The following is a 25,630-nucleotide window of genomic DNA, read 5'->3' as shown; positions in this document are numbered from 1 at the left end:
TGTGCTCCTGTTGTCCGAGCCCAGGAGGTCGTCATGACGGAAGAGTCTTCACCGCAGGCAGGTTCGGAACCGGCGGAGGGCGAGGGCACTACCCTGACGCCCGGCGCCGACGGTCAGTACGACCTGAAGGACAAGTTCCGGCAGGCACTGGAGCGCAAGCGCGGCAAACAGGCGGAGGCCGCGGCCCTCGCCGCCACCTCCGACGTGGCGAAGATCCGGGGCGCCCACGGTCCCGCCGCAAGTCAGCGCTCGTTCCGGCGCAAGAGCGGCTGAGAGCGCGCACGACCGCACCAAGCGGGGCCCGGCCGTGGCAGCACGGCCGGGCCCTGTGCGTGGCGGAAGCCGGGCCGGTGGGGGAGTTCAGGGACGGGCGGTCAGATAGCCGCCCATGGACGTGAAGTACTCCGACGCGGCCAATTCCCGTCCGTCCTGCGTGCGCACCCGCGTGACGGCGAGGCCGTGATTGCGGCCCCGGCGCGCGTCGGCCCCGGCGACGATCACCACTCCCTCGCCCTCGCGGTAGAAGATGCGGCCGGGCGTACCGCCGTAGCGGCCCTCGGAAACGACGGCGGCGAGGATTTCGAGCCGCCTGCCCCGGTGGAAGGTGAAGGCGCTGGGGTACGGCTCGGACTGGGCCCGGACCAGGCGCTCCAGGTCCTCGGCCGACCAGTTCCAGTCGATGCGGATGTCCTCGGCGGACCGCTTGTGGAAGAAGCTCGCCGCGGACCGGTCCTGCGGGGTGAACTCCGTCTGCCCGGCGGCGATCAGCCCGAGGGCGCCGACGGTGACCGGGGCGATGAGGTCGACGGTCTTGTGGAACAGGTCGGTGGCGGTGTCCGCCGGCCCGACCGGTACCGCCTCCTGCCGGACGATGTCCCCGGCGTCCAGCTCGTCGTTCATCATGTGCGCGGTGACGCCCACTTCGGTCTCGCCGTTGATCAGCGCCCAGATCAGCGGGGAGAACCCGGCGTACTTCGGCAGCAGCGAGTCGTGCACGTTGAGCGTGCCGTGGCGCGGCAGGCCGAAGATGCGCGGGGGGATCCAGGTCCGCCAGTTGTTGGCCACGATGATGTCCGGATCGGCCTCCTTGAGGCGCTCGAACAGTTCGTCGTCGTCCGGACGATTGCGGATCAGCACCGGGACGCCGTGCTCCTCGGCGAGGTCGGCGACGGAGTCGCTCCAGATCTTCTCGTACGCGTGCTCGCTCTTGGGATGCGTCACCACCAGGACCACGTCGTGTTCGGAGTCCAGCAGGGCTCGCAGGGTGCGGTGGCCCCAGGTCTGGTAGCCGAACATGACGACCCGCATGGGCGTTCCTCCTCGAGGCAGGGACTGACCCGGGCAGCTAAGCAAGCCTTACCTTAGTGCGCAACACCCCCTACGGGTGCGCCAGTTGGCCGGAATCGGACGTCCGTGCGCCCTATCGACAGCCGTATCTCATTAGCTTAGGCTCACCTAAGTTTCCGGTGCACGAGGGGAGTGACATGTCACAGGTTCTTCCTGCTGACTCGACGCTGGTCCACGACCTCATTGGGATCGGCTTCGGGCCGTCCAATGTCGCCATGGCGATCGCGATCCGCGAACACGACGCACGGGCCGGCGGGCAGGAGGTGCTCGACGCCCGCTTCTTCGAGCAGCAACCGCGCTTCGGCTGGCACCGCGGCATGCTGATCGACGACGCGACCATGCAGGTGTCCTTCCTCAAGGACCTGGTGACCCTGCGGAATCCGGCCAGCGAGTACAGCTTCCTCTGCTATCTGCAGAGCAAGGGGCGGCTGATCGACTTCATCAACCACAAGAACCTCTTCCCGCTGCGGGTCGAGTTCCACGACTACTTCGAGTGGGCCGCGGCCAAGGTCGACGACATGGTCTCCTACGGCCACGAGGTCGTCGGCGTCGCGCCCGTCGAGCGGGACGGCGTCGTGGACCACCTGGAGGTGACGGTCCGTTCGGGGGAGGGGCTCGAGGTCCACCGGGCTCGCAACCTCGTCGTCGGCACCGGGCTGCGTCCGCTCGTCCCCGAGGGCGTGGAACGCGGCGACCGGATCTGGCACAACTCCGAACTGCTGGCCAGGGTGGACGCGTTGGAGGGCACCTCGCCCTCCCGGTTCATCGTCGTCGGTGCCGGGCAGAGCGCCGCCGAGAACGTCGCCTATCTGCACCGCCGCTTCCCGCGGGCGGAGGTCTGCGCCGTCTTCGCCCGCTACGGCTACAGTCCGGCCGACGACAGCGCGTTCGCCAACCGCATCTTCGACCCGGCGGCGGTCGACGACTACTTCACCGCGCCCGGCAGCGTCAAACGCCGGCTGATGGACTACCACGGCAACACCAACTACTCCGTGGTGGACATCGATCTCATCGACGACCTGTACCGGCAGATGTACCGGGAGAAGGTCCTCGGCACCGAGCGGCTCCGCTTCCTCAACGTGTCCCGGCTCGGTGACGTCGAGGAGACGCCCGACCGGGTGCGCGCCACCGTGACCTCCCTGGTCACCGGCGAGGAGACCCGCCTGGACGCGGACGTCCTGGTCCTCGCCACCGGCTACGGCCCCGCCGACCCCCTCGGACTGCTCGGCCAGGTCGCCGACCGCTGTCTGCGCGACGAAGAGGGTCGGGTCCGGGTCGAACGGGACTACCGCGTCGCCACGGACCCCGACCTGCGCTGCGGCATCTATCTGCAGGGCGGCACGGAGCACACGCACGGCATCACGTCGTCGCTGCTGTCCAACACCGCCGTCCGGGTCGGCGAGATCCTCCACTCGCTCCTCGGGGGCCTCAAGTCGCCCTCCGACGAGGCCCGTACGGTCGCCGACGGGACCGGCACCGGCGCGCGTTGATGTACGACGCCATGACCACGACTGCGGCCGAGCGCCCCGAGTCCCCGCCGAGAGGACCGACAGAGCTTCGACGGCGCCGAGTTGCCGGACTGGGCGTGCTCGCGGTGCTCCTCGTGGTCGCGGCGGCGGCCTCGCTGGCGGTCGGAGCGCGGGCGCTCAGTCCCGCCGAGGTCTGGCACGGGCTGTTCGCGGCGCCGGAACCCGACCAGGGGCTCACCGAGATCAGGCTGATCGTGCAGACCGTGCGCGTGCCCCGCACGGTGCTCGCCGTCGTGGTCGGCGTCGCGCTGGGCGTCGGAGGGGCGCTGATCCAGGGATACACGCGCAACCCCATCGCCGACACGGGGCTGTTGGGCGTGAACTCCGGTGCCTCGTTCGCCGTGGTGTCGGGGATCGCCGCCTTCGGGTTCACGAGCCCCTTCCAGTACGTCTGGTTCGGCTTCGCGGGCGCGGCGGTCGCCGGAGTCGTCGTGTTCGGGCTGTCGAGCATCGGCCGGGGCGCGGGCAACCCGCTCACGCTGGCGCTGGCCGGGCAGGGGGTCACGGTGTTCCTCGCGGCGATGACCACGGCGGTCGCGCTGACGGACAAGGCATCGCTGAACGCGCTGCGGTTCTGGAACGCGGGCTCGCTGACCGGTGTCGGCTTCGACGTCATCTGGCCCGTGTCCGCCTTCGTCGCCGCCGGACTGCTGGCGGCACTGACCACGCTGCCCTCCGTCAACCTGCTCAACCTCGGCGACGACGTGGCCCGCGGACTCGGCGTGAACATCGCGCTGACCCGCACCGTCGGCATCGTCGCCATCACCCTGCTGGCCGGGGCGGCGACGGCGGCCTGCGGCCCCATCGCCTTCCTCGGGCTCATGGTGGCCCACGTCGCGCGGTATCTCACCGGCCCGGACTACCGCTGGCTGGTGCCGTACGCCGGGCTGCTCGGGGCCGTCGTACTGCTGGTCTGCGACATCGTGGGGCGCCTGGTGGTACGGCCGGGGGAGCTGGACGCGGGCGTCGTCGTCTCGCTCCTCGGCGCACCGTTCTTCGCCGTCCTGGTGTGGCGCGGAAAGTTCAAGAACGCGTGAACGGGGCGGACATGAAGGCGAGTGGAGCGAACGGTACGGACGCGGCGGGGGGCGTGACGGCGGACGGGCAGGCGTCGGTGGCGCCCGGTGTGCGGTTCGGCGGCGTGTCGTTCGTGTGGCGGCCCTGGGTCGCGGGCGTCACGCTCCTGCTCGCCGTCGCGGGCTTCCTGGTGTTCTGCCTCTCCATCGGCGTCGGGGACTTCCCCATCGGCCTGCCCCGGGTCGTCGCGACGATCCTCGGCCGGGGCGAGCAGGTCGACGAGTTCGTGATCATGGATCTGCGGATGCCCCGGGCCCTCGCGGGGCTCGTCGTGGGCATCGCGCTCGGGGTGTCCGGCGCCCTCACCCAGTCGATCGCCCGCAACCCGCTGGCCAGCCCGGACGTCCTCGGCATCACCAGCGGTGCCGGAGCGGTCGCGGTGTTCCTGGTGACGGTGTCGGGCGGCGCCGCGACGGCCGTCGTCGACTCCGTGGGCCTCTCGGCCGCGGCGCTCGCGGGCGGGCTCGGTACCGGTCTGCTGGTGTACTTCATGGCGTGGCGCCGCGGCATCGACGGCTTCCGGCTCATCCTCATCGGCATCTCGGTGAACGCCGTGATGCAGGCGATCACGACCTGGCTGCTGGTCACCGCCGACATCAGGGACGTGGCGCGGGCCCAGGCATGGCTGGTCGGCTCGCTGGACGACCGGTCGTGGAGCGAGGTCCACGTCGCGCTGTGGTGCACGCTCGTCCTCCTGGCCGTCGTCGCCTGTGTCGCCTTCCAGTTCAAGCCACTGCACTTCGGCGACGAGGTCGCCGCCGGGCTCGGCGTCCGCTACGGCGCGGTGCGCGCGGTCCTGCTGCTGTGCGCGGTGCTGCTGGCCGGCGTGGCGGTGAGCGCGGCGGGACCGGTGCCGTTCGTCGCGCTGGTGGCGCCGCAGGTGGCGATGCGGCTGGCACGCTGCCCGACGCCGCCCCTGGTCGCCTCCGGCCTGGTGGGGGCGCTGCTGCTGACCGGCTCGGACCTGGTCGCGCGCACCGCCCTGCCGGTCTCGCTGCCGGTCGGCGTGGTGACCGCGGCCATCGGCGGACCCTTCCTCGTCTATCTGCTGGTGCGGGCCAACCGCGGATAGCTGGTACAAAGTAAGGTGAGCCTAATCGAGGGGGCCTTGTGGTCGTTCAGTCCATCACCGGGACCGAGACGGGAATTGACGGCACCTCACGGCTGGCGGCCCGGGGCGTCAGCGTCGGGTACGGCGCGCGGTCCGTCATCGACGGCCTCGACGTGGCGATCCCGCCCGGCGTGATCACCACCATCATCGGACCGAACGGCTGCGGCAAGTCGACCCTGCTGCGGACCCTGTCCCGGCTGCTCAGGCCGACCAGCGGCACGGTCGTCCTGGACGGTGAGGACATCGCCGCGCTCAGGACCCGCGACGTCGCGAAGAAGCTCGGCCTGCTACCCCAGGCGCCGGTGGCGCCGGAGGGCCTGACGGTGTCCGACCTGGTCGCCCGGGGGCGCCATCCGCACCAGAGCTGGCTGCGGCAGTGGTCGTCGGACGACGCCGACGTCGTACGGCGCGCGCTGGCCATGACCGGCGTCGCCGACCTCGCGGACCGTCCGGTCGACTCGCTGTCCGGCGGGCAGCGTCAGCGCGTGTGGATCTCGATGACCCTGGCCCAGGGCACCGACCTGCTGCTGCTGGACGAGCCGACCACGTATCTGGACCTGGCGCACGCGGTCGACGTGCTCGACCTGGTCGACGACCTGCACGAGGCCGGGTGCACCGTCGTCATGGTGCTGCACGACCTCAATCTGGCCACGCGCTACAGCGACAACCTCGTCGTCATGCGGGAGGGCGCGATCCTGGCCCAGGGACACCCGCGCGAGGTGATCACGGCCGACCTGCTGCACGAGGCGTTCGGGCTGCGCGCCATGGTGATCGACGACCCGGTCGGAGACCGTCCCCTTGTCGTGCCGATCGGGCGCACCCACGCCGAACTCGGCCGAACGGCCCAGGAGTTGTCGCGGTGAGGGTAGGCTAACCTCACTCGGGCGCGATAAGGTTTGCTGCCCTCAGGCGGGGACCAGTGGACGGCGCGACAGCAAAGGGATCTCCGGATGCTCCTCAGAACGACGCGTATGAAGCCCTGGCGACGGCTCGCGGCGGTCCTGTCGGCCGCCGCGCTCGGCGTCGGCCTCCTCGCGGGATGCGGTTCCGACTCGGACGACTCCGCGGACAGGGCCGGCGGCGAGGCCCCGGCCGCCGCCGGCGCCTTCCCGGTCACCGTGGAGCACGCGTTCGGAACGACGAAGATCGAGAAGGCACCCGAGCGGGTCGTCTCCGTCGGCTACACCGACGACCAGACCGTTCTCGCCTTCGGCATCAAGCCCGTCGGCATGGTCGACCAGTACCCCAACCCGGCCGGCCGCAGCCCCGACATCAACACCCAGTGGCCCTGGGTGAAGGACAAGTGGGGCGACAGCAAGCCCGAGGTCGTCATGAAGAACGGTGACACGGGCCCCAACTACGAGAAGATCGCCGCCCTGCGCCCCGACCTGATCGTCGCCGTCTACTCCGAGATCGACCGGGCCGCCTACGACAAGCTCTCCAGGATCGCGCCCACGGTGGGCCGCACCAAGGGCGAGAAGGAGCCGTTCAGCGCCCCCTGGCAGGACAACGCGCTGCACATCGCCAAGGCGCTCGGCAAGGCCGAGGAGGGCGAGAAGATGGTGGCCGACATCCAGGGCAAGCTGGACGCGGCCAAGCAGGCGCACCCGGAGTTCGCGGAGCAGACCGCGGTCGTCCTGTCCTGGTACAAGGACTCGGTGGCCCCGTTCACCTCCACCGACGTACGCGGCCGGCTCGTGACCGGTATCGGCTTCAAGTACCAGACGAAGATCGACGAGGTCGCCGGCGGCGACTTCTACACCACGCTCTCGCCCGAGCGCGTCGACCTCGTCGACGTGGACCGCGTCTTCGTCATCAACGACAAGGCGGACCAGGACGCGCTGAAGAAGTTCGAACTGTTCACCAACCTGGACGCCGTCAAGAACGGCAAGGTGTCCTACCTGCTGGACAGCGAGGGCCCGGCGGTCGGTGCGGCCATCTCCCAGGGCACCCTGCTCTCCATGCCGTACGCCGTCGACGAACTCGTCAAGTCGGCCGGGCAGGTGTGAGCGTCACCGAAACCCGCGCCGCCACGGCCCCGGCGGCCCTGCGCACGGCCACCGGCCGCGAGGCCGGCCGCTGGGTCGCGGCGCACTGCCGCGAGATGCCGTGGCTGACGGCCACCACGGTGCTCAGCACGGTGGCCGGAGCGGCGCTCCAGGTGCTCCCGGTGCTGCTGCTCGGCCGTGTGGTCGACGCGGTGGCCGCGGACGAGTCGCCGTCGGTCCTGGTCACCGTGGGAGCCCTCATGGTCGCCGCCGCGCTGCTCGGCGCGGCGGCGACCGCGGTGTCGACCTACCTGATCGGGCGCCTCGGCGCCGACCTGCTCGCCCGGCTGCGGGAGGGCGCGGTCCGCGCGGTCCTCGGCATGCCCAGCGCACGCGTGGAACAAGTGGGCCGCGGCGACGTGCTGTCCCGGGTCGGTGACGACGTCGCCGTGATCTCCAAGGGCATCCGCACGGCCGTCCCCACGGTGTTCTCCGCGGGCGTCCTCGTCGTCATCGCCACGGCCGGAATGTTCGGCCTGGACTGGCGGCTCGGGCTGGCGGGCGCCGGCGCGCTGCCGGCCTACGCGCTGGCCCTGCGCTGGTACCTGCCGAGGTCCGCGCCGCTGTACCGCGAGCAGCGGGTCGCCCAGGCCGACCGGGCGCAGGCCCTGATCAGCGGTCTGAACGGCATCGACACAGTCCGCGCCTACCGGCTCGAGGAGGCCTTCCGCGAGCGGGTCACCCGGGAGTCCTGGCGGGTGCGCGACCTCGGCATCGAGGTGTTCCGGTTCTTCGGCCGCTTCGTCGGCCGGGAGAACCGTGCCGAGTTCATCGGGCTGACCCTCATCATCGTGGTGGGCTACGCGCTGCTGGAGGCGGATGCGGCCACCCTGGGCGAGGTGTCGGCGGCCCCGCTGCTGTTCCACCGGCTGTTCACCCCCCTGGGCGCCATCATGTTCACCTTCGACGAGGCGCAGAAGTCGGGCGCGAGCCTGACCCGACTGGTCGGCGTGCTCGGGGAGGACGCGGAGGACCGGCTGGTCGGCGACACGTCCGCCGGGACGGCGGCGGCCGGAGCGTACCCGGTGACCGTGCGGGGGCTGACGTTCACCTACCCGGGTGCCGAGGAACCCGTCCTCAGGGACGTCGACCTGACGATCCCCGCGGGTGGCTCGCTCGCCCTGGTGGGCGCCACCGGCGCCGGCAAGACGACCCTGGCCGCGCTGGTCGCGGGCATCGGGAACCCGCAGGCCGGATCGGTGTGCGTCGGACCGACCGATCTGGCGGGCCTGGACGAGGCCGGGGCGCGGGCCCTGGTGAGCATCCTGACGCAGGAAACGCACGTGTTCTCCGGACCACTCGCCGACGACCTGCGGCTGGCCGCGCCCGAGGCGAGTGACGCCGAACTCCTGGACGCCCTGCGCACCGTCGGTGCCGCCGGGTGGGTCGACGCGCTGCCCGACGGGCTGGACACCCCGGTCGGGGAGGGCGGCGAGCGGCTGGACGGGACCAAGGTCGCGCAGGTCGCGCTGGCCCGGCTGGTGCTCGGCCGGACGCCGGTGGTGGTGCTGGACGAGTCGACCGCGGAGGCGGGCAGCGAGGGCGCCGCCGAGCTGGAACGCGCGGTGCTGGCCGCGTGCGCGGGCCGCACCACGCTGTTCGTGGCGCACCGCCTGACCCAGGCCATGGCCGCCGACCGGATCGCCGTACTGGACGCGGGGCGGGTCGTCGAGGAGGGCACGCACGAGGAGTTGGTGGCTCTGGGCGGACGCTACGCACGGCTGTGGCGAGCCTGGCGCGAGGGCGGCCGGGCGGGGTAGTTAGGTTTGCCTTAGTTAGGTTAGCCTGCCTTCATTCCTTGGAAGGGGCGTTGAGTCTTCGATGATGGAACCGACCGCTTCTCTCGTCCGGCTCTCTCTTGGGCAGCTGACCGACATACGCCGGCGCACCGGCGACTTCTCCGACCGGGTGATCGCCGAGGCGTGCGCCATCGGACTGTCGTACTGGACCTCGGGCCGGGGTCCCGCCGGCCTCGACCTCGCCGAAGGCACGCTCTTCACCGACGTACTCGCCTGGGCCGACAACGGCGGCACGGCGCCCGGCGATTGGGCCGTCGGGGCCGACGGACGGAGCATCACCCTTCCGGACGGCGTCGCACCGGACGACGCCCGGCGCGCGCTCGACGACCTGGCAGACTTCCCGGACCGGCCGCTCGGCACCATCGGCCCGTCCGGCCCGGCGGAGCGGCTGGAGAACCTCGCCCGCTGGAACGACACCGGCGCCGACCGGGTCCGCCCCACCCTGGTGGAGATGTTCCGCGAACAGGCCCGCGCCAGACCGGACGCCGTGGCCGTCGTCGACGAACACCGCACCCTGACCTACCGTCGGGCGGACGAGCTGTCCGCGCAACTGGCCCACCACCTGATCGCCCGTGGGATCACCGCCGAAGACGTGGTCGGCATCTCGCTGGAACGCTCCGCCGAGATGGTGATCGGGCTGCTCGGGGTACTCCGGGCGGGCGGCGCGTTCGTCCCGCTCGACCCGCACTGGCCCGCCGAACGCCGGGCCGTCGTCGTCGAGGACGCCCGGGTCGTCGTACAGCTCAACTCCTCGGGCGAGCACGCACCGGACGAGCCGGAAGCGGTGGCCGTGGACCTCGGCGACTGGCGGTTCGGGACCCACCCCACCGAAGGACCGGGCGTCACCCTCCCCGGCGACTCGCTGGCATACGTGATCTTCACCTCCGGTTCGACCGGACGGCCCAAGGGCGCCATGATCCGGCACGAAGCCATCAGCGAGCGCCTGTTGTGGCAGATCCACGAGATCCTGGGCTTCGGGCACGACGACGCGTCCCTGTTCAAGGCGCCGCTGTCCTTCGACATCTCCATCAACGAGATCTTCCTGCCCCTCGTCAGCGGCGGCAGGCTCGTCGTCCTGCGGCCCGGCGGGGAACGCGACCCGCACCACCTGCTCGGCGTGATCGCCGAACAGCGCGTCACCTTCACCTACCTCGTCTCGTCCATGCTGGACGTCCTGCTGGAGATGGCGGGCGACTCGGGATGCCTCGACAGCCTCCGGCACGTGTGGTGCGGCGGCGAGGTCCTCACCCCCGAACTCTACGAGCGCTTCCGCGCCCGACTCGACATTCCCCTCTACCACGGCTACGGCCCCGCCGAGACGACGATCGGGGTCTCGCACGTCGTCTACCGGGGTGCGGCGGAGCGCCTGTCGACGTCGATCGGCCGGGCCAATCCCAACACCCAGCTCTATGTCCTGGACGACGAACTGCGGGCGGTCCCGGTCGGCGTCGGCGGCGAACTGTACGCGGGAGGACTGCTGCTGGGGCGCGGCTATGTGAACGCGCCGGGGCTGACCGCCTCCCGGTTCGTGGCGAACCCCTTCGCGAACGACGGCTCCCGGCTGTACCGGACCGGCGACCTCGCGCGGTTCGCCCCCGACGGCACGCTCGACTTCCTCGGCCGCGCGGACAACCAGGTCAAGATCCGCGGCATGCGCCTGGAGATCGAGGACGTCGAGGCCGGCCTCGCGGAGCATCCCGCAGTGCGCCACACCTGCGTCGTCGCGAAGAAGAACGCGGCGGGCGGCACCTACCTGGTGGGATACGTCATCCCGGCCGCCGGCCACGAGGACCTGCGCGCGGACGACGTCAAGGCCTGGGCCGGCGCGCACATGGTCGAGTACATGGTGCCCACCCACGTCGTCGTGATGACGGAGTTCCCGCTCACCGCGAACGGGAAGCTCGACCGGAACGCGCTGCCCGAGCCCGTCGTCGGCACCGCCTCGTTCGTCCCGCCCGGCACCGACGCGGAGCGGACGGTGTGCGCGGCGGTCGCGGCACTGCTCCACCTCGACCGGGTCGGCGTCGACCAGGACTTCTTCCGGCTCGGCGGAGACAGCATCCTGGCCATCTCCCTGCTGAGCGCGTTGCGCGAGGCCGGGCTCTACGTCACGGCGGGGCAGATCTTCACCCACAGCACGGTGGGCGCGCTGGCGGCGGTGGCGAGCCGCGAGGACACCACGGCCGTGGACCACCGCGACGTGCCCTTCGGCACCGTCGTGGGCTCTCCCGTCGTGCAGTGGCTCGGCGAGACCACCGACGCCGTCGACGGCTTCGTGCAATCCGTCGTGCTCAACACCCCGGCGGACCTGACCGCCGACGCCCTCGACACGATCCTCGCCGCGGTCGTCCACCGGCACCCCATGCTGCGGGCCAGGCTGGTGCGCGGTGAGCGCTGGGGGTTCGACATCCCGGACACGGACGCGGACACGGACGCGGCCAAGGACTCGGACGCGGCTACGGCACCGGCAGCGGTGCTCTGGCAGGAGAGCGACCTGCCGCTCGACGCCTGCCTCGCCCTCGCCACCGAAGGACTGGATCCGGCGGGCGGCGCGATGCTGCGCGCCGTCTGGCACCGCACGTCACGCCGGCTGGTCCTCGTCGTCCACCACGTGGTGATCGACGGCGTGTCCTGGCGCGTGCTGATGGACGACCTTGCCACGGCCTGGCGACAGCTCGCCGCCGGCGCGGCGATCGAACTCCCGGCGGAGGGAACGTCGTTCCGGCGCTGGACCCAACTGCTGGAGCGGGCGGCGTTCGACGCGGACAGCGCCCCCTACCGGCGCCCGCTGCCGGGGCCGGACGAACCACTGGGCAGACGCGACCTGACCGCGGAGGACACCGTGGCACGGGAGCGGGTCCGGACCGTCCGGGTCGACGCCCGGACCACGGCCGCGCTCCTCGGTGAGACACCCGCGAAGTTCCACGCGGGCGTCAACGACGTACTGGTGACCGCGCTCGCCGTCGCCCTCGCCCGATGGCGCCGCGACCTCGGCCAGGAGCAGACCTTCGCGCACCTCGAACTGGAGGGCCACGGCCGCGAGCCGCGCTTCGTCGCCCCGTCCGCCGGCTTCGAGCCGGAACTCTCCCGCACCGTCGGCTGGTTCACCACCCTCTTCCCCGTGACCGTCGACCCCGGCACGGCCACCGACCCCACCGCACCCGAACACCTGGCCGCCGCGCTGAAGGCGGTCAAGGAGGACCTCGCGCGCGTTCCGGACAACGGCGTCTCCTACGGCGCCCTGCGCCATCTGGCCCAGGTCGCCTTCGACACCCCCGCACCCCAGGTGCTCTTCAACTACCTGGGCCGCTTCGACGCGGGATCGTCGGCCGACTGGCAACTCGCCCGCACCACGGGGCAACTGGGCGAGAAGCGCGACCCGCGCATGCGCCTGCCCCGCGCCCTGGAGTTCAACGCGATCGCCGAACCCGCCTCCGACGGCGCCTACGAACTGGTCACCGCCGTCTCCTGGCCCGACGGCGTGTTCACCGACGCGGACATCACGACCCTCGGCACCTACTACCGGGAGGCGCTCACGGGGCTGGCCGCGCTGGAGCACGGCGGCCACTCACCAAGCGACTTCCGCCCCCTGCCGCTCAGCCAGGCCGACGTCGACGCCCTGGACGGCCCGGCGCTGCGGGACATCCTCCCGCTGACACCGCTGCAGGAAGGCCTGTACTTCCACTCGGTCTACGACGGCGAAGCCACCGGCAGCTACGTCGAACAGCAACTGCTCACCCTGGAGGGCGAGGTGGACCCGGAGCGGCTGGCGGCGGCCGCCACCCGGCTGCTCGCCCTCCACCCCAACCTGGCCGCACGCTTCGTGGCCCTGGCCGACGGCCGCGTGGTCTCCGTACTGGAGAGCGGGGCCGAGGCGCCCTTCACCACACTGGACCGTCCCGGCATCACCGACGACGAGATCCGTGAGCTCGCCGAGCGTGACCGCCGTGCCGGATTCGACCTGGCCGCCGGCCCGCTGATGCGGTACACACTGGTCCACGCCGGAGCCGGCCGGCACGTCCTGGTGCAGACCGTGCACCACATCGTCGCCGACGGCTGGTCGGTCCCGCCCATGCTGCGCACCCTGCTGGCCGAGTACCACGCGCCGGGCTCCGGGTACGCGCGCCGCGGCTTCCCCGACCACGCACGCCGGCTCGCGGCGCGGGACGACGAGGCGGGCGACCGGGTGTGGGCCGGGGAACTGGCCGGGCTCCCGGGACCGTCCCTGATCGCCGAAGGACACACGCCCTCGGAGCATTTCGCCGACTTCGCCATGACGGCGGACACCGACGTCGACGCGGCGGCCAGGTCGGCCGGCGTGCCCCTGAGCGTGGCCGTGCACAGCGCCTGGGCGCTCACGCTCGGCGCCATCCTGCACAGCCACGACGTCGTCTTCGGCTCCACGGTGTCCGGACGCGACGCCGACGTGCCCGGCATCGAGGACATGGTGGGCCTGTTCATCAACACGGTCCCCCTGCGCGCCCGGTGGGCCGGCACCACGACCGCGCGCGAACTGCTCGCCTCCGTCCGGGCGCACCAGAGCGCGGTACTGCCGCACCAGCACGTCTCGCTGGCGCGCATCGCCCGCCGGGCGGGCGCCGGAGCGCTCTTCGACACCCTGGTGGTCTTCGACGTGGCGCCCGACCTGCACGCACTCCGGCGCCCCGGCGACACCCTCGTCGTCACCGGCATCGTCAACGAGGGCTCCCCGCACTATCCCCTGACCCTGGTGGTGGAGCGCACACCGGAAGGCGCCCCGCGCTTCAATCTGGTCTTCGACGCCGAGTTGCTGCGGGAGAGCGACGTCCGCGGGATCCTGCGCACGTTCACGCGCAACCTCACGGGGCTGCTCACCCGGCCCGACGCCCCGGTCGACGACCCGATGTCCCGGGGAGCCGGGCGCGCCGAGCCGGTCGCACCGACGACCCTGAGCGAACTGTTCGACGCCGCGGCGCGCCGTGCCCCGGCCGCCACCGCCGTCACCCAGTGCGCCCTCGACGGCGCCACCCGGTCCGTTACCTACGGCGAGCTGGCCCGGGCCAAGGACGTCCTGGCCGCCGTCCTGCGCGCGGCCGGCGCCGGCCCCGGCAAGCGGGTCGCCGTCGCCGTGCCGCCCTCCGTCGAGCAGGTCGCCGCCCTGGTCGCCGTCGTCGCCGCCGGCGCGGCCTACGTACCGCTGGACCCGGCGTACCCGGACGAGCGCCTGGAGTACGTGCTCGCCGACTCCGCCCCGCAGGTCGTCCTGGTGGACCCCGGGCAGCGCGACCGCTTCACCCGGCTGCTGGCCCGCACCGGCGTGCCGGCCCGCGTGCTGGTGCCGGGGGAGGAGCACGACGACCACCCGCACCCCGCCGGGGAGCCGGGGCCGGGACCCGGTTGGCACGACCCGGCGTACGTGATCTACACCTCAGGATCGACCGGCCGGCCCAAGGGCGTCGTCGTCCCGCACTCCAGTGTCGTGACGCTCCTCGACCGCACCCGGCCCGCGATGGCCTTCGGCCCGGACGACGTGTGGGTCCAGTTCCACTCCTTCTCCTTCGACTTCGCCGTCTGGGAGCTGTGGGGCGCCCTCGCGCACGGCGGTGAGCTGCTCGTACCGGACTACGGGCTGACGCGTTCCCCGGTCGACTTCCACCGCCTGGTCCGCGAGCGCGGGGTCACGGTGCTCAACCAGACCCCGTCGGCGTTCCACCGCTTCGCCGAGGCCGACCGGCACGCGGGCGAGCCGCTGCCCGCACTGCGCCGGATCATCTTCGGCGGGGAGGCGCTGGACCTCGGGCGGCTGCGCGACTGGGTCGAACGGCACGGCACCGACGCGCCCGAGCTGGTCAACATGTACGGCATCACCGAGACCACCGTCCACGTCACCCGACGGGTGCTGACCGCCGCCGACTTCGCCCCGGGCGCCCCAACCACCAGCCCGGTGGGCGGCCCGGTCCCCGGGCTCGTCACGCACCTGCTCGACGACCGGCTCCGCCCGGTGCCGCCCGGCCGGGTGGGCGCCATCTACGTCTCCGGCGACCAGGTGTCGCTCGGCTACCTGGGCAGGCCTGGGCTGACCGCGGGCAGGTTCGTGGCGGACCCGTTCAAGGCGGACGGCTCCCGCATGTACCACACCGGTGATCTCGCCCGCCGGACCCTCGGCGGCGAGCTGGAGTTCGTCGGCCGCGCCGACGACCAGGTGCAGCTGAAGGGGTTCCGCATCGAGCCGGGCGAGGTGGAGTCGGCGATCCGCGACCTCGACGGCGTGGTCGACGCCGCCGTCACCGTGGCGGACAGCGAGGACCATCTGGTCGCACACGTCGTGGGCCGGGCGCCCGCGGACCTCACCGCGCTGCTGGCGGCGAAACTGCCCGCGCACATGGTGCCGGGCCGGGTGCTGCCCGTGGACGCCCTGCCGCTGACGGTCAACGGGAAACTGGACCGCAAGGCGCTGACCGAGCGCGCCGCGCTGCCACCGGCCGCGAGCGGGGGTGCGGCGAGCGGTGGTGCGCTGATCGGAGGTGCGGCGGGTGGTGCGCTGATCGGGGGTGCGGCCGGTGGTGCGCTGATCGGGGGTGCGGCGAGCGCTGGGGCGCCGGACGGCGGTGCGTCGATCGTCGGTGCGCCGGACGGCGGTGCGCCCGGGGGCGGGGGCCACTCCGCCCTCGCCGCCCTCGTCGGCATCTTCGCCGACACGCTGCCCGGCTCCGTCCCGGACGCCGACACCGACTTCTTCACCGCCGGAGGCGACAGCATCGTCGCCATCACCGTGATCAACCGAGCCCGGGCGCTCGGCCTGCCGGTCGCACCCCGCGACGTGTTCCTGCTCCGCACCCCCCGCGCGCTCGCCGAGCACCTGGCCACCCGCACACCCGGTGCGACGGCACCCGGGCCCGCGCCCGACCGCCAGGAGGACGGCCCGCTGCCGCCCACGCCGATCATCCTGCGCCGGCGGGCACTGGGCGGCTCGCTCGCCCGGTTCGCCCAGGCCAGGACGTTGATCGCACCCGACGGGACCGGATTCGCCGACGCGGAGCGCGCCGCACGGGCCGTCGTCGCCACGCACCCGGCGCTGCGGCTGCGGCTGCGGACCGACCACGGGGTGTGGTCCCTGCGCACCGAACCCGTCCGCGAGGTCACGGTCGCCCGCGCCGCCGGCACCGACGCGACGGCCGCGGCCGACGAGGCGGCCGGCCGGCTCGACCCCGAGACCGGCGACGTCATCGCGTTCACCTGGCTGGAGGCGAGCCGCACCCTCGTGGTGGCGGTGCACCACCTCGCCGTCGACGCCGTGTCCTGGCTGATCCTGCTGGACGACCTCGCCGCCGCCATGCGCGGTGCGGCCCCGGCCCCGCCGACCACCTCCTACGCCGAGTACGCGGAAGCACTCGCGTACCGGTCCACCCACGAGACCGACGGCCTGACCCACTGGATCCGCACGCTCCAGGCCCCCGCCCCGCTGCCCCCCGCCCAGAACCCGCGCGAGCGGACGGTCGTACTCGCACCCGACGTGAGCGACCGCGTCACGCGCACCGCGCCCGCCGCACTGGGGCTCGGCCTCACCGAGCTGCTGTGCGGCGCGCTGCGCACCGCCCTGACCCGGGTCCAGCCGTCGCCCACCGATCTGGCGGTCGACCTGGAGCGGCACGGCAGGGTCCCGGCCCTCGGCCACCACGACTACACCCGCACCGTCGGCTGGTTCACCGCCATCGCGCCCGTACGGCTCACCGCCCGCACCGACCCCGTCGCCGCGGCCCGCGAGGTCGCCGAACGCCAGCCGGACGAGCACGCGCACGTCGCCTACGGCGGGCTCAGGTACCTCAACCCGCAGACCGCCCCGCTGCTCGCCGGCGCCCACCCGCAGGTCCTCTTCAACTACCTCGGCCGGGGCAGCGAGTCGGAGGCACCACGGCTCACCGGCGCGGACCCGGACAGCCCCTACGCCGTCGAGGTCAACTCCTGGACCGACGCCGCCACCGGCCGCCTGCACGCTGTCTTCACCCTCGCCGAGGGCGTCCCCGACGAGATCACCGAGCACTGGCAGCGCGCACTGGAACACCTCGCGGACGCCGCCGGCACGGCCGAGCGGACGGCACCGGTCACCCCGCTCCAGCGGGGCCTGTACTTCCAGGCCCAGCTGACGGGCCCGGCCGGGCACTACGTCGCCCAGAGCTGGTTCACCTTCGAACGACGCCTGGACCCCGAGGCGTTGTCGCGGGCGATGGCGTACGTCCTCGCCCGGCACCCGGCCGTCGGCGCGGGCTTCACCCCGGACGAGGACGGGAACCCGGTCCAGGTGCTCTCCGCCGGTCGGCGGGTCGACGTCCGCACGGTCGAGGCGGCGACGGACGCGGAGGCCGACGCCCTCCGGCTCCGGGACCGGGAGGCCGGCTTCGACCCCGGCGAGCCGCCGTTGATCCGGCTCACCGTGGTCCGTCTGCCCGACGACCGCGACGGCCTGCTGCTCAGTTACCACCTGCTGCTGTGGGACGGCTGGTCGCGGGAGATCGTGCTGCGCGACCTCTTCGACGCCTACCGAGCCGTCGTCGAGGGCGCGCCCCTCGACGCCGTACCGGCCATGCCGCGCTTCGAGGACCACGCCCGTGCTCTCGCCGCGAAGGACCCGGCCGAGGCGGAACGCTTCTGGGCCCGGCACCTCGCCGGCCTGCCCGGCCCGACCCTGCTCGCCGGACCGTCGCCCGCCCTCTCCGACGCCCTGCCGCGCGCCCTCGTGCACACGCTGACCACCGGACAGTCGAGCGCCCTGCGCGAGGCGGCCCGGGCCCACGGCGTCACCCTGAACACCGTGCTGACCGGAGCCTTCGGCCTCCTCCTCGGCGCGCGCACCGGCCGCGCCGACGCCGTCTTCGGCGTGACCGTCTCCGGCCGCGAGGGCGCGGGACTGGCCGACGTCGTCGGCGTACTGCTCAACACTGTGCCCATGTGGACGCGGGCCCGGCCGCACGACACGGTCGGCGCCTATCTGACCGCCGTACAGGCGGCCCGGGTCGAGGCCATGGAGCACGAGCACCTCGGACTCGGCGAGATCCAGCGGGCCGGCGGCCACGACACGCTGTTCGACAACCTGTTCGTCCTCCAGAACTTCCTGGACCTGGACGCCTTCGCCGAGATGAACGCCAGGCACGGCATCACCTCGGTGCGGGCCGACGACTCGACCCACTATCCCTTCACGTGGGTGGTCACCCCCGGCGAACGGCTCACCGTCAAACTGGAGTACCGCGACCAGGACACCCCGGGCGCCCAGGACCTCCTCGACGACTACCTGCGCGTCCTGGACCGCCTGACCCGTGCCGTCGGTCCGATCGGCGCGCTGCCCGGCCCGGCCCCCGCGCCGGAGCCCGCGCCACGCACCGAGGTCGGCACGGACACCGTCGTGGACCGCTTCGACCGGGCGGCCGACCGCGACCCGCGCCGGACGGCACTCGTCGCCCACGGCTCGGCCATGACCTTCGCCGAACTGCGGGACCGCAGCCGGGCGGTGGCCGGTGTGCTCGCCCGGCGCGGCATCGGCCCCGAGACGACGGTCGGTCTCGCGATCCCGCGCTCCCTCGACTCGATCGTGGCCCTCTTCGCCGTACTGCGCACCGGCGCCGCGTACGTGCCGCTGGAGCTGGACCACCCGGACGAGCGGATCGCCGCGATCGTCGCGGACGCCCGCCCGGACGCCGTACTCACCGTGAGCACGGTGGCGCACCGGCTCACCGGCGGCCTCGACCTGATCGAGCTGGACCGTCCGCTGCCCGGGGCCGAGCCGTTCGTGACCTTCGCGCCGGACGACCCGAACCGGCTGCGGCACCCCGCCTACACGATCTACACCTCCGGCTCGACCGGCCGGCCCAAGGGGGTGGTGACCGAGTACGCCGGACTCACCAACATGCTGCTCAACCACCAGCGGCGGATCTTCGAACCCGTCCTGACGGCGCACGGCCACCGAACCTTCCGCATCGCCCACACCGTGTCCTTCGCGTTCGACATGTCGTGGGAGGAACTGCTCTGGCTCGCCGACGGCCACGAGGTGCACATCTGCGACGAGGAACTGCGCCGCGACGCGCCCAGGCTGGTCGCGTACTGCCTGGAGCACGGGATCGACGTCGTCAACGTCACCCCGACCTACGCGCAGCAACTGGTCGCCGAGGGCCTGCTCGACGACCCGGCCCGCCGGCCCGCGCTGGTGCTGCTGGGCGGCGAGGCCGTCACCCCGGCCCTGTGGACACGGCTGGCCGAGACGGAGGGCACCGTCGGCTACAACCTGTACGGGCCCACCGAATACACCATCAACACCCTCGGCGTCGGCACCTTCGAGTGCCCCGACCCGGTGGTGGGCGTCGCGATCGACAACACGGACGTGTACGTCCTGGACCCGTGGCTGCGACCGCTGCCCGACGGGGTCCCCGGCGAGCTGTACGTCGCGGGCGTCGGCATCGCGCGCGGCTACCTCGGGCAGCCCGCCCAGACCGCGCACCGCTTCGTCGCCTGCCCGTTCGGCGCCCCGGGCGAGCGCATGTACCGCACCGGGGACCTGGTGGCGCGGCGGCCGGACGGCAACCTGACCTACCTCGGCCGCACCGACCAGCAGGTCAAGATCCGCGGTCACCGGGTGGAACCCGGCGAGGTGGAGGCCGCGTTCGCCGCCCACCCGGCGGTGCGGTTCGTCGCCGCCGTCGCCCAGCCCGACCCGCAGGTCGACGGCGCCCACCGGCTGGCCGCCTACCTCGTCCTGGACGGCGCGGACCTGGCCGAGGTGGCCGCCGAAGTGGGCGCCGCACTGCCGGACTTCCTCCGCCCCACGCACTACGCCCAGGTCGACGGCATCCCGCTGACCGTGAACGGGAAGGCCGACACCAAGGCGCTCCCCGAGGCCAAGCCGCTGGGGGCGCTGACCACGGCGGTGGAGCGCGCACCGGAGACGGAGACCGAGACGACGGTGTGCGAACTCTTCGCCGAGGCCCTGGACCTGGACGACGACGAGGTGAGCGCCGTGAGCGACTTCACGGCGCTCGGCGGCCACTCCATGCTGGCGGTGCGGCTGACCGGGCTGCTCCGCCGGGAGTACGGTCCAGTGATCACGATCCGCGATCTGTTCACCCTGCGAACCCCGGAAGCGATTGCCCGCCATCTCGATGACCAGTCCTGACACCCAGCGGCCCCGCGCGGGGTCCGACATCCTCCGTACCGCCCTGCGGCGCAACGTCGGCGCGATGGCCTGGGGCACCGTCCTCATGGGCCTCTACCAGGCCGGTGAGACCGCCTTCCCCATCGCGCTCGGCCTGATCGTCGAGCACACCATGCGCCACCGCGGCCTCGGCGCGCTCGGCCTCTCCGTCGCCGCGCTGGCCGTGATCATCACGACCGTGTCGCTGTCCTGGCGGTTCGGGATGCGGATCCTGCAGAAGGCCAACACGACCGAGGCACACCGCTGGCGGGTCCGGGTCGCGGGCGCGGGACTCCAGCCGGTCGCCAGGGACGTCGACCTCAAGTCCGGCGAGGTGCTGACCATCGCCACCGAGGACGCCGACCAGACCGCCGACATCATCGAGGTGGTGCCACTGCTGATCAGCTCGCTGGTGGCGGTGCTGATCGCGGCGGTCGCCCTGGGGCTGGCCGACCTGCGGCTCGGACTGCTGGTCATCGTGGGAACCGTCGGGATCCTGTCCGTCCTGAGCGTGATGTCCAGACGCATCGGCTCCAGCACCCGCGAGCAGCAGGCGCGGGTGGCGCGGGCGGGCGCCAAGGTCGCCGACCTCATCATCGGCCTGCGCCCCCTGCACGGCTTCGGCGGCAACCACGCGGCGTTCCGCTCCTACCGCCGGGTCAGCACCGACGCGAAGCAGCAGTCGGTCACCGTCGCCCGCGTGGGCGGTGTCTACGCGGGCACCGCGCTCGCCCTCAACGCGGTGCTCGCCGCCGCCGTGACCCTCACGGCGGGGTGGCTCGCCTTCGAGGGACGGATCAACATCGGTGAACTGGTCATGGCCGTGGGCCTCGCGCAGTTCATCATGGAACCGCTGAAACTGTTCTCCGAGATGCCGAAGTACGTGATGATCGCCCGTGCCTCCGCCGAGCGGATGGCCCTGGTCCTCACCGCGCCGCCGGTGACGACACCCGGGCGGGAGCGGCCGGCCGAGGGCACCGACCTGGAGGTCGACTGCGTCCGCCACGGGACGCTGCGCAAGGTGCGCTTCCGGGTGTCCGCCGGTGAGTTCGTGGCCGTCGCCGCGTACCAGCCGCGCGCCGCGGCCGACCTCGCGGCGGTGCTCGCCCTGAACGTCCCGCCCGACGCGTACGAGGGCACGGTGCGGGTCGGCGGACGGGACCTGGCGGACCTGGCGGTCGAGGCGGTCCGCGAGCGGCTGCTGGTCAACCCGTACGACGGCGAGATCTTCGCGGGCACCCTGCGCTCCAACATCGACCCGACGGGCACCAGCCGTATCGTCCCCGAAGCGGTCGAGGCGTCGATGCTGACCGACGTCGTCGCCCTGCACCGGGAAGGGCTCGACCACGCCGTCCGGGACCGGGGCGCCAACCTCTCCGGAGGCCAGCGCCAGCGGCTCTCCCTGGCCCGCGCCCTCGCCGCCGACACCGACGTCCTGGTGCTGCGCGACCCGACCACGGCCGTCGACGCCGTCACCGAGCAGCTCATCGCGCGGGGCGTGGCCGAGCTGCGCCGGGGCCGCACCACCCTGGTGATCACCAGCAGCCCCGCCCTGCTGGACGCCGCCGACCGGGTGCTCGTCCTGGACGACGGCGTCGTCACCGCCGAGGACACGCACCGCGGCCTGCTGGCCACCGACGAGCAGTACCGCATGGCAGTGACCAGATGACCGGCCGGCCCGTTGACCGGGTGCCCCCGTGCCGGATGTTTGGTCCGGCGCGGACAGGAAAGGGGCTCTGTGATCACCGGAGGTGACAATCCGGTGCAAAGCGTGTGGAAACCCGACCGCAAGGAGGTATCGATGTCCTCGAAACGACGTCGCAAGAAGAAGGCCCGCCGCAAGAACGGCGCCAACCACGGCAAGCGTCCCCAGAGCTGAGGACGTCCCGGCGTCGGGGGTGGGCGGCAGCCGTGCCGCCCACCCTCACGTTCCGGCCGCGCCGTCCGGCGCCAGTACCCAGGCCACGTCCCGCAGGAGCGCCTGTCGCCAGCCCGCCCGGTCGTGGTCCGACGCCGACCTGGAGACCCGCACGGTCGCGCCGGCCCGCGCGGTGAGGTCCTCCACCAGGGCGCAGTGCGGCAGCATCCGCCCCTCGTGCTCGCCCACGTCGAAGGCCACCCGCAGCCCGGACAGGTCGGGACGCCCGCGCAGCCGGGCCGCGAGGGTACCGCCGAGCGGGCCGCCCAGCGGGTCCGCCAGGTCCGCGGCCTGCGGAGTCCACCACACCGACGGCGACTGGCAGGCCACCCGCGAGACCAGACCGGGGAACTCCAACGCCGCGTAGAGCGCACTCAGGCCGCCCAGGCTCTGCCCCGCGACCACGAGCCGGTCCGTGTCGGCGGGCACACCGCTCTCCGCCACGAGGGGCAGCAACTCGTCCCGCACCGCCTCCCACAGCTCGGGCCGGCAACCGAACTCGGCCGCGCGGTCCCTGGCGGGCAGGAACACCAGCGTGACCGGTGGCATCCCACCGCTCGCGACGGCCGAGTCGAACGCGGTCGCGGCAGGGTGCAAATAGAGCCAGTCGTCCCCGTCGAGCAGCAGCACCAACGGTCCGCCCCCGCCCGCCGGATGGACCCGCACGGTACGCCGCCCACCCAGCCGTTGGCTCGTCCACCGCAGCCGGGTGCGGGGGAGGGGCGGGACGTCGTCGGCGCCGACCGCCGGCCAGTGCGGCTGGGGCGGCGCGTCCGGGGTCGCGGCCACGGACCGCTCGCCGCCCGCACCGGCCGGGTTGCACGGGTCGGCGTACGCGGCGTCGCCCACCAGGAACCGGTACGTCACCCGCAGCCGGGCCGGCATGCGCACCAGCGCGTACCAGCAGTCCGTGACCCCCCACCGGCGCAGCGGCACCGGATCCGACCAGCTCTCGAAGCCGAGGGTCGCCGCCTCGGACCCGCGCCGCAGGAACAGGGTCGTCCAGCCGCCCTCGCCGTCCGGCACCGACGCGGGCGTGCGCGCGGCGGCCCAGAAGTCCTCCGTGCCGGGAGCACCGGGCAGCCCGAACCCGGTGAACGGCTCTTCCCCCGTCAACTCCATGCAGGTCTCCTTGTGGAGCGCGAAGCCCGAAGGCTAAGCTCACCGATCATTAGGCGAGCCTAACCTAATCTCTCGGGAGGTTCCGGGTATGAGCACCAACCCGTTCGACGACACCGACGGCCGCTTCCTCGTCCTCGTCAACCACGAGGGACAGCACTCGCTCTGGCCCTCCTTCGCCCAGGTGCCCGGCGGATGGACCGTCGCCTTCGAGGAGAACACCCGGGACGCCTGCCTGGAGTACGTCGAGACCAACTGGACGGACCTGCGTCCCCGTTCCCTGGCCGAGTCCGCCGATTCCTGAACGGCACCGCTCGCGCCGCCCGCCGATCTTGTCGGCCCGGTATTTACGGAATCGCTTGAGGTCGACGGGAATCCGGCCCTGCCCCGGCGGTGCCGCTGGTCGCTCTCGCCCTCGTCCACGACGACGCCGAGCACGAGCGGTTTCGCTCACTCCGGCCGGGGGACGGCTGCTGGGGGCGCTGCTCCCGGGGTCTGAGCGGCCGACCCGGTCGTGGACGGCGTAGGGCGGGATCCACCGGCGCGGCGGGCGTCGTTCCCGAGCGGCCTACCGCCACCCGTGCAGGAGCAGATCGAACACCGTCTCCACCGTCGCCCGTGGATCGTGCCGGCCCGCTGTCAGGGCGGGGACCTCGAGGACGAACCGGGCCAGTGCCGCGCACGCCGGGTCGTCCGGCTCCCGGCCGAGTTCCTCCGCGATCACGGTGCCCAGCGCGTCGGCGTGCCGCATCCACATGCGCTCCGCGTACTCCCGCAGCGCCGGAGTGCCGTTGACCAGGGAGGTGAAGCTCTCCCGGCGCGGATCGGTCACGATCGGCACCCAGGTCTTCAGGGCGTGCGCGCGGAGCGCCTCGACCACCCCCTGTCCCTCGGGCCGTTCGCGGACGGCGGCGGCCAGCGCGGCGTCGACCTCCTCCTCGCGGTCGAAGACCAGCGCCTCCTTGCTGGGGAAGTGCGCGAAGAGGGTCGTGGTCGAGACATCGGCCTTCTCGGCGACATCGCGGACGCTGACGCGGTCGAAACCGTGCTCGAGGAACAGCTCCAGCGCCGCGTCGGCGATGGCCTGCCTGGTCGCGGCCTTCTTCCGCTCGCGCCGGCCTGGGATCGGAGAGTCGGGCATGGAGGTCACCCTACCTCGCCACTGGATCGACACCGGAAGCGGACCGAGAAAGTAAGTGCACCGAGTCACTAACTGGAACAGTTGCACTTTCTTACTCGCTTCTGCTTTGGTGGTGGCACGGGGGACCCGCCGACGGAAGGAACCCGCCATGAAATCTCCGGCACCCGCGCACGCGCGGATCAGCATCATCGGTGCGGGCCCGGGAGGGCTCACCTGCGCACGCGTGCTGCGGCAGCACGGCATCGCGGCGACGGTGTACGACCGGGACCCGGACGCGGCCTCCCGGGACCAGGGAGGCTCGCTCGACCTGCACGAGGAGGACGGCCAACTGGCGCTGCGCGAAGCGGGCCTGATCGAGGAGTTCTTCGCACTCGCCAGGCTGGAGAGCCAGGAGGAGCGCCGCCTCGACACCAGGGGGCGCCTCCTCGGCCACCGGCTGCCGGACGAGGGCGAGACGGCCCGCCCGGAGATCGACCGGGGCCAGCTGCGGGACCTCCTGCTGCGGTCGCTCGACGCCGGGACGGTGCGCTGGGGGCGCGCACTGAAGTCGGTGAGCGGTCCGGCCGACGGGCCGCGGACCCTGACGTTCACCGACGGCAGCACGGTGGAGACGGACCTCGTCGTCGGAGCGGACGGCGCCTTCTCCCGCGTCCGCGCGGCGGTGTCCGACGCCGTTCCGCGCTACACCGGGGTCGGATTCCTGGAGGCATGGTTCGACGCCGTGGAATCCGCGCATCCGGAGCTGGCCGAACTGGTCGGCCGGGGCAGCGCCCACGTGGCCGACGGAGAACGGGGGCTCTTCGCGCAGCGCAACAGCGGCGGCCACATGCGCGTCTACCTCATGCGCCGAGTCCCGCTGGACTGGATGGCGGCGAGCGGTCTCCGGCCGGAGGACACCGAGGGCATCCGGGCGCGGCTCCTCGCCGAATACGCGGGCTGGTCGCCGAACATACTCCGCCTGCTCACCGAGAACGACGGCGCCTACGTCGACCGCCCGCTCTTCGCCCTGCCGGTGCCGCACACCTGGCGGCACACGCCCGGCGTGACCCTCCTCGGGGACGCCGCTCACCTGATGCCCCCGCTCGGCGTCGGGGTCAACCTGGCCATGCTCGACGCGGCGGAACTCGCGCTCGCCCTCGCTCGCTCCGCCACCGTCGAGGATGCCGTGCGCACCTACGAGAAGACGATGCTCCCGCGCTCGGCCGAGATCGCGGGGATGCTGGAGGGCGGGGCGGGGTTCCTGCTGGAGGAGCCGGACGCCGAGGACCTCGCGCGCGACCCCCTCGCGGCCGAGCGGGCCGGTGGACGCGAGGGGGCGGGCGGGTAGGGCGGCGCCTGGCAGCTCCGGGCAGCCGTAGAAGCAGAGGCAGGGACGGCGTAGGGGGA

15 protein-coding genes are annotated in these 25,630 nt (G+C 72.8%); 12 read left to right on the top strand and 3 right to left on the bottom strand.

Annotation, left to right across the window (positions count from 1 at the left end):
• The first annotated feature begins 33 nt into the window (after positions 1-33).
• The gene (locus D1J63_RS01050) at positions 34-273 is read left to right on the top strand and encodes a DUF5302 domain-containing protein (RefSeq protein ID WP_125627305.1); all 240 of its coding nucleotides are present in this window, start codon (positions 34-36) and stop codon (positions 271-273) included.
• An 87-nt stretch (positions 274-360) separates the two neighbouring features.
• Here D1J63_RS01050 and D1J63_RS01045 read toward each other — a convergent pair whose 3' ends face one another.
• Positions 361-1,308 carry a methionyl-tRNA formyltransferase gene (locus D1J63_RS01045; RefSeq protein ID WP_125627304.1) on the bottom strand — a complete coding sequence of 316 codons (948 nt, stop codon included), beginning with the start codon at positions 1,306-1,308 and terminating at the stop codon, positions 361-363.
• Positions 1,309-1,484: 176 nt separating this feature from the next.
• On the opposite strand from D1J63_RS01045, the gene D1J63_RS01040 reads away from it, so the two are divergent.
• From D1J63_RS01040 to D1J63_RS36865, 9 genes are all read left to right on the top strand, one after another.
• Positions 1,485-2,837, top strand: coding sequence for a lysine N(6)-hydroxylase/L-ornithine N(5)-oxygenase family protein (locus tag D1J63_RS01040; protein ID WP_125627303.1), 1,353 nt, complete (start codon positions 1,485-1,487; stop codon positions 2,835-2,837).
• An 11-nt stretch (positions 2,838-2,848) separates the two neighbouring features.
• Positions 2,849-3,913, top strand: a complete 1,065-nt coding sequence (locus D1J63_RS01035; RefSeq protein ID WP_164712675.1) for an iron ABC transporter permease — start codon at positions 2,849-2,851, stop codon at positions 3,911-3,913.
• Entirely contained in the window at positions 3,910-5,025 is a 1,116-nt protein-coding gene (locus tag D1J63_RS01030) for an iron ABC transporter permease (RefSeq protein WP_125627301.1), read from the top strand. Before D1J63_RS01035 ends, D1J63_RS01030 begins: the two co-directional genes overlap by 4 nt.
• Before the next feature lie 38 nt (positions 5,026-5,063).
• On the top strand, positions 5,064-5,927 hold the full coding sequence (locus tag D1J63_RS01025; protein ID WP_125627300.1) for an ABC transporter ATP-binding protein: 864 nt from the start codon (positions 5,064-5,066) through the stop codon (positions 5,925-5,927).
• 87 nt (positions 5,928-6,014) lie between these two features.
• Positions 6,015-7,073, top strand: a complete 1,059-nt coding sequence (locus D1J63_RS01020; protein WP_125627299.1) for an iron-siderophore ABC transporter substrate-binding protein — start codon at positions 6,015-6,017, stop codon at positions 7,071-7,073.
• A complete protein-coding gene (locus D1J63_RS01015) occupies positions 7,070-8,872 on the top strand; it encodes an ABC transporter ATP-binding protein (protein ID WP_125627298.1) in 1,803 nt (600 codons plus the stop codon). Before D1J63_RS01020 ends, D1J63_RS01015 begins: the two co-directional genes overlap by 4 nt.
• A gap of 61 nt (positions 8,873-8,933) precedes the next feature.
• Positions 8,934-20,048 (top strand): non-ribosomal peptide synthetase, encoded by an 11,115-nt coding sequence (locus D1J63_RS01010; protein ID WP_125627297.1) that lies wholly within the window; start codon positions 8,934-8,936, stop codon positions 20,046-20,048.
• On the top strand, positions 20,035-21,735 hold the full coding sequence (locus D1J63_RS01005) for an ABC transporter ATP-binding protein (RefSeq protein ID WP_164712674.1): 1,701 nt from the start codon (positions 20,035-20,037) through the stop codon (positions 21,733-21,735). Before D1J63_RS01010 ends, D1J63_RS01005 begins: the two co-directional genes overlap by 14 nt.
• Before the next feature lie 69 nt (positions 21,736-21,804).
• Positions 21,805-21,945 carry a hypothetical protein gene (locus D1J63_RS36865; RefSeq protein WP_167751753.1) on the top strand — a complete coding sequence of 47 codons (141 nt, stop codon included), beginning with the start codon at positions 21,805-21,807 and terminating at the stop codon, positions 21,943-21,945.
• A gap of 45 nt (positions 21,946-21,990) precedes the next feature.
• On the opposite strand, the gene D1J63_RS01000 is transcribed toward D1J63_RS36865, so the two are convergent.
• Positions 21,991-23,106, bottom strand: coding sequence for an alpha/beta hydrolase-fold protein (locus tag D1J63_RS01000; RefSeq protein WP_125627296.1), 1,116 nt, complete (start codon positions 23,104-23,106; stop codon positions 21,991-21,993).
• An 88-nt stretch (positions 23,107-23,194) separates the two neighbouring features.
• Between D1J63_RS01000 and D1J63_RS00995 the strand changes: the two genes are divergently transcribed.
• Positions 23,195-23,407 carry an MbtH family protein gene (locus tag D1J63_RS00995; protein ID WP_061440594.1) on the top strand — a complete coding sequence of 71 codons (213 nt, stop codon included), beginning with the start codon at positions 23,195-23,197 and terminating at the stop codon, positions 23,405-23,407.
• A 264-nt stretch (positions 23,408-23,671) separates the two neighbouring features.
• Here the strand turns inward: D1J63_RS00995 and D1J63_RS00990 are convergent, their stop codons facing one another.
• A complete protein-coding gene (locus tag D1J63_RS00990; RefSeq protein ID WP_125627295.1) occupies positions 23,672-24,244 on the bottom strand; it encodes a TetR/AcrR family transcriptional regulator in 573 nt (190 codons plus the stop codon).
• A 148-nt stretch (positions 24,245-24,392) separates the two neighbouring features.
• On the opposite strand from D1J63_RS00990, the gene D1J63_RS00985 reads away from it, so the two are divergent.
• Positions 24,393-25,571, top strand: a complete 1,179-nt coding sequence (locus tag D1J63_RS00985) for an FAD-dependent monooxygenase (RefSeq protein ID WP_125627294.1) — start codon at positions 24,393-24,395, stop codon at positions 25,569-25,571.
• Positions 25,572-25,630: the final 59 nt, after the last annotated feature.

Origin of the sequence: Streptomyces sp. KPB2 (assembly GCF_003950055.1) — a bacterium.
Classification (GTDB): Bacteria; Actinomycetota; Actinomycetes; order Streptomycetales; family Streptomycetaceae; genus Streptomyces; species Streptomyces salinarius.
The sequence above is the reverse complement of the archived record's forward strand: the minus strand, read 5'-3'. Positions and strand labels throughout refer to the sequence as shown.

Bases quoted from the DNA above. Each gene is read 5' to 3' on its own strand.
- D1J63_RS00990 (WP_125627295.1), bottom strand. From the start codon at position 24,244: ATGCCCGACTCTCCGATCCCAGGCCGGCGCGAGCGGAAGAAGGCCGCG.
- D1J63_RS01040 (WP_125627303.1), top strand. From the start codon at position 1,485: ATGTCACAGGTTCTTCCTGCTGACTCGACGCTGGTCCACGACCTCATT.
- D1J63_RS01010 (WP_125627297.1), top strand. From the start codon at position 8,934: ATGATGGAACCGACCGCTTCTCTCGTCCGGCTCTCTCTTGGGCAGCTG.
- D1J63_RS00985 (WP_125627294.1), top strand. From the start codon at position 24,393: ATGAAATCTCCGGCACCCGCGCACGCGCGGATCAGCATCATCGGTGCG.
- D1J63_RS00995 (WP_061440594.1), top strand. From the start codon at position 23,195: ATGAGCACCAACCCGTTCGACGACACCGACGGCCGCTTCCTCGTCCTC.
- D1J63_RS01045 (WP_125627304.1), bottom strand. From the start codon at position 1,308: ATGCGGGTCGTCATGTTCGGCTACCAGACCTGGGGCCACCGCACCCTG.
- D1J63_RS01000 (WP_125627296.1), bottom strand. From the start codon at position 23,106: ATGGAGTTGACGGGGGAAGAGCCGTTCACCGGGTTCGGGCTGCCCGGT.
- D1J63_RS01050 (WP_125627305.1), top strand. From the start codon at position 34: ATGACGGAAGAGTCTTCACCGCAGGCAGGTTCGGAACCGGCGGAGGGC.
- D1J63_RS01035 (WP_164712675.1), top strand. From the start codon at position 2,849: ATGACCACGACTGCGGCCGAGCGCCCCGAGTCCCCGCCGAGAGGACCG.
- D1J63_RS01005 (WP_164712674.1), top strand. From the start codon at position 20,035: ATGACCAGTCCTGACACCCAGCGGCCCCGCGCGGGGTCCGACATCCTC.
- D1J63_RS01020 (WP_125627299.1), top strand. From the start codon at position 6,015: ATGCTCCTCAGAACGACGCGTATGAAGCCCTGGCGACGGCTCGCGGCG.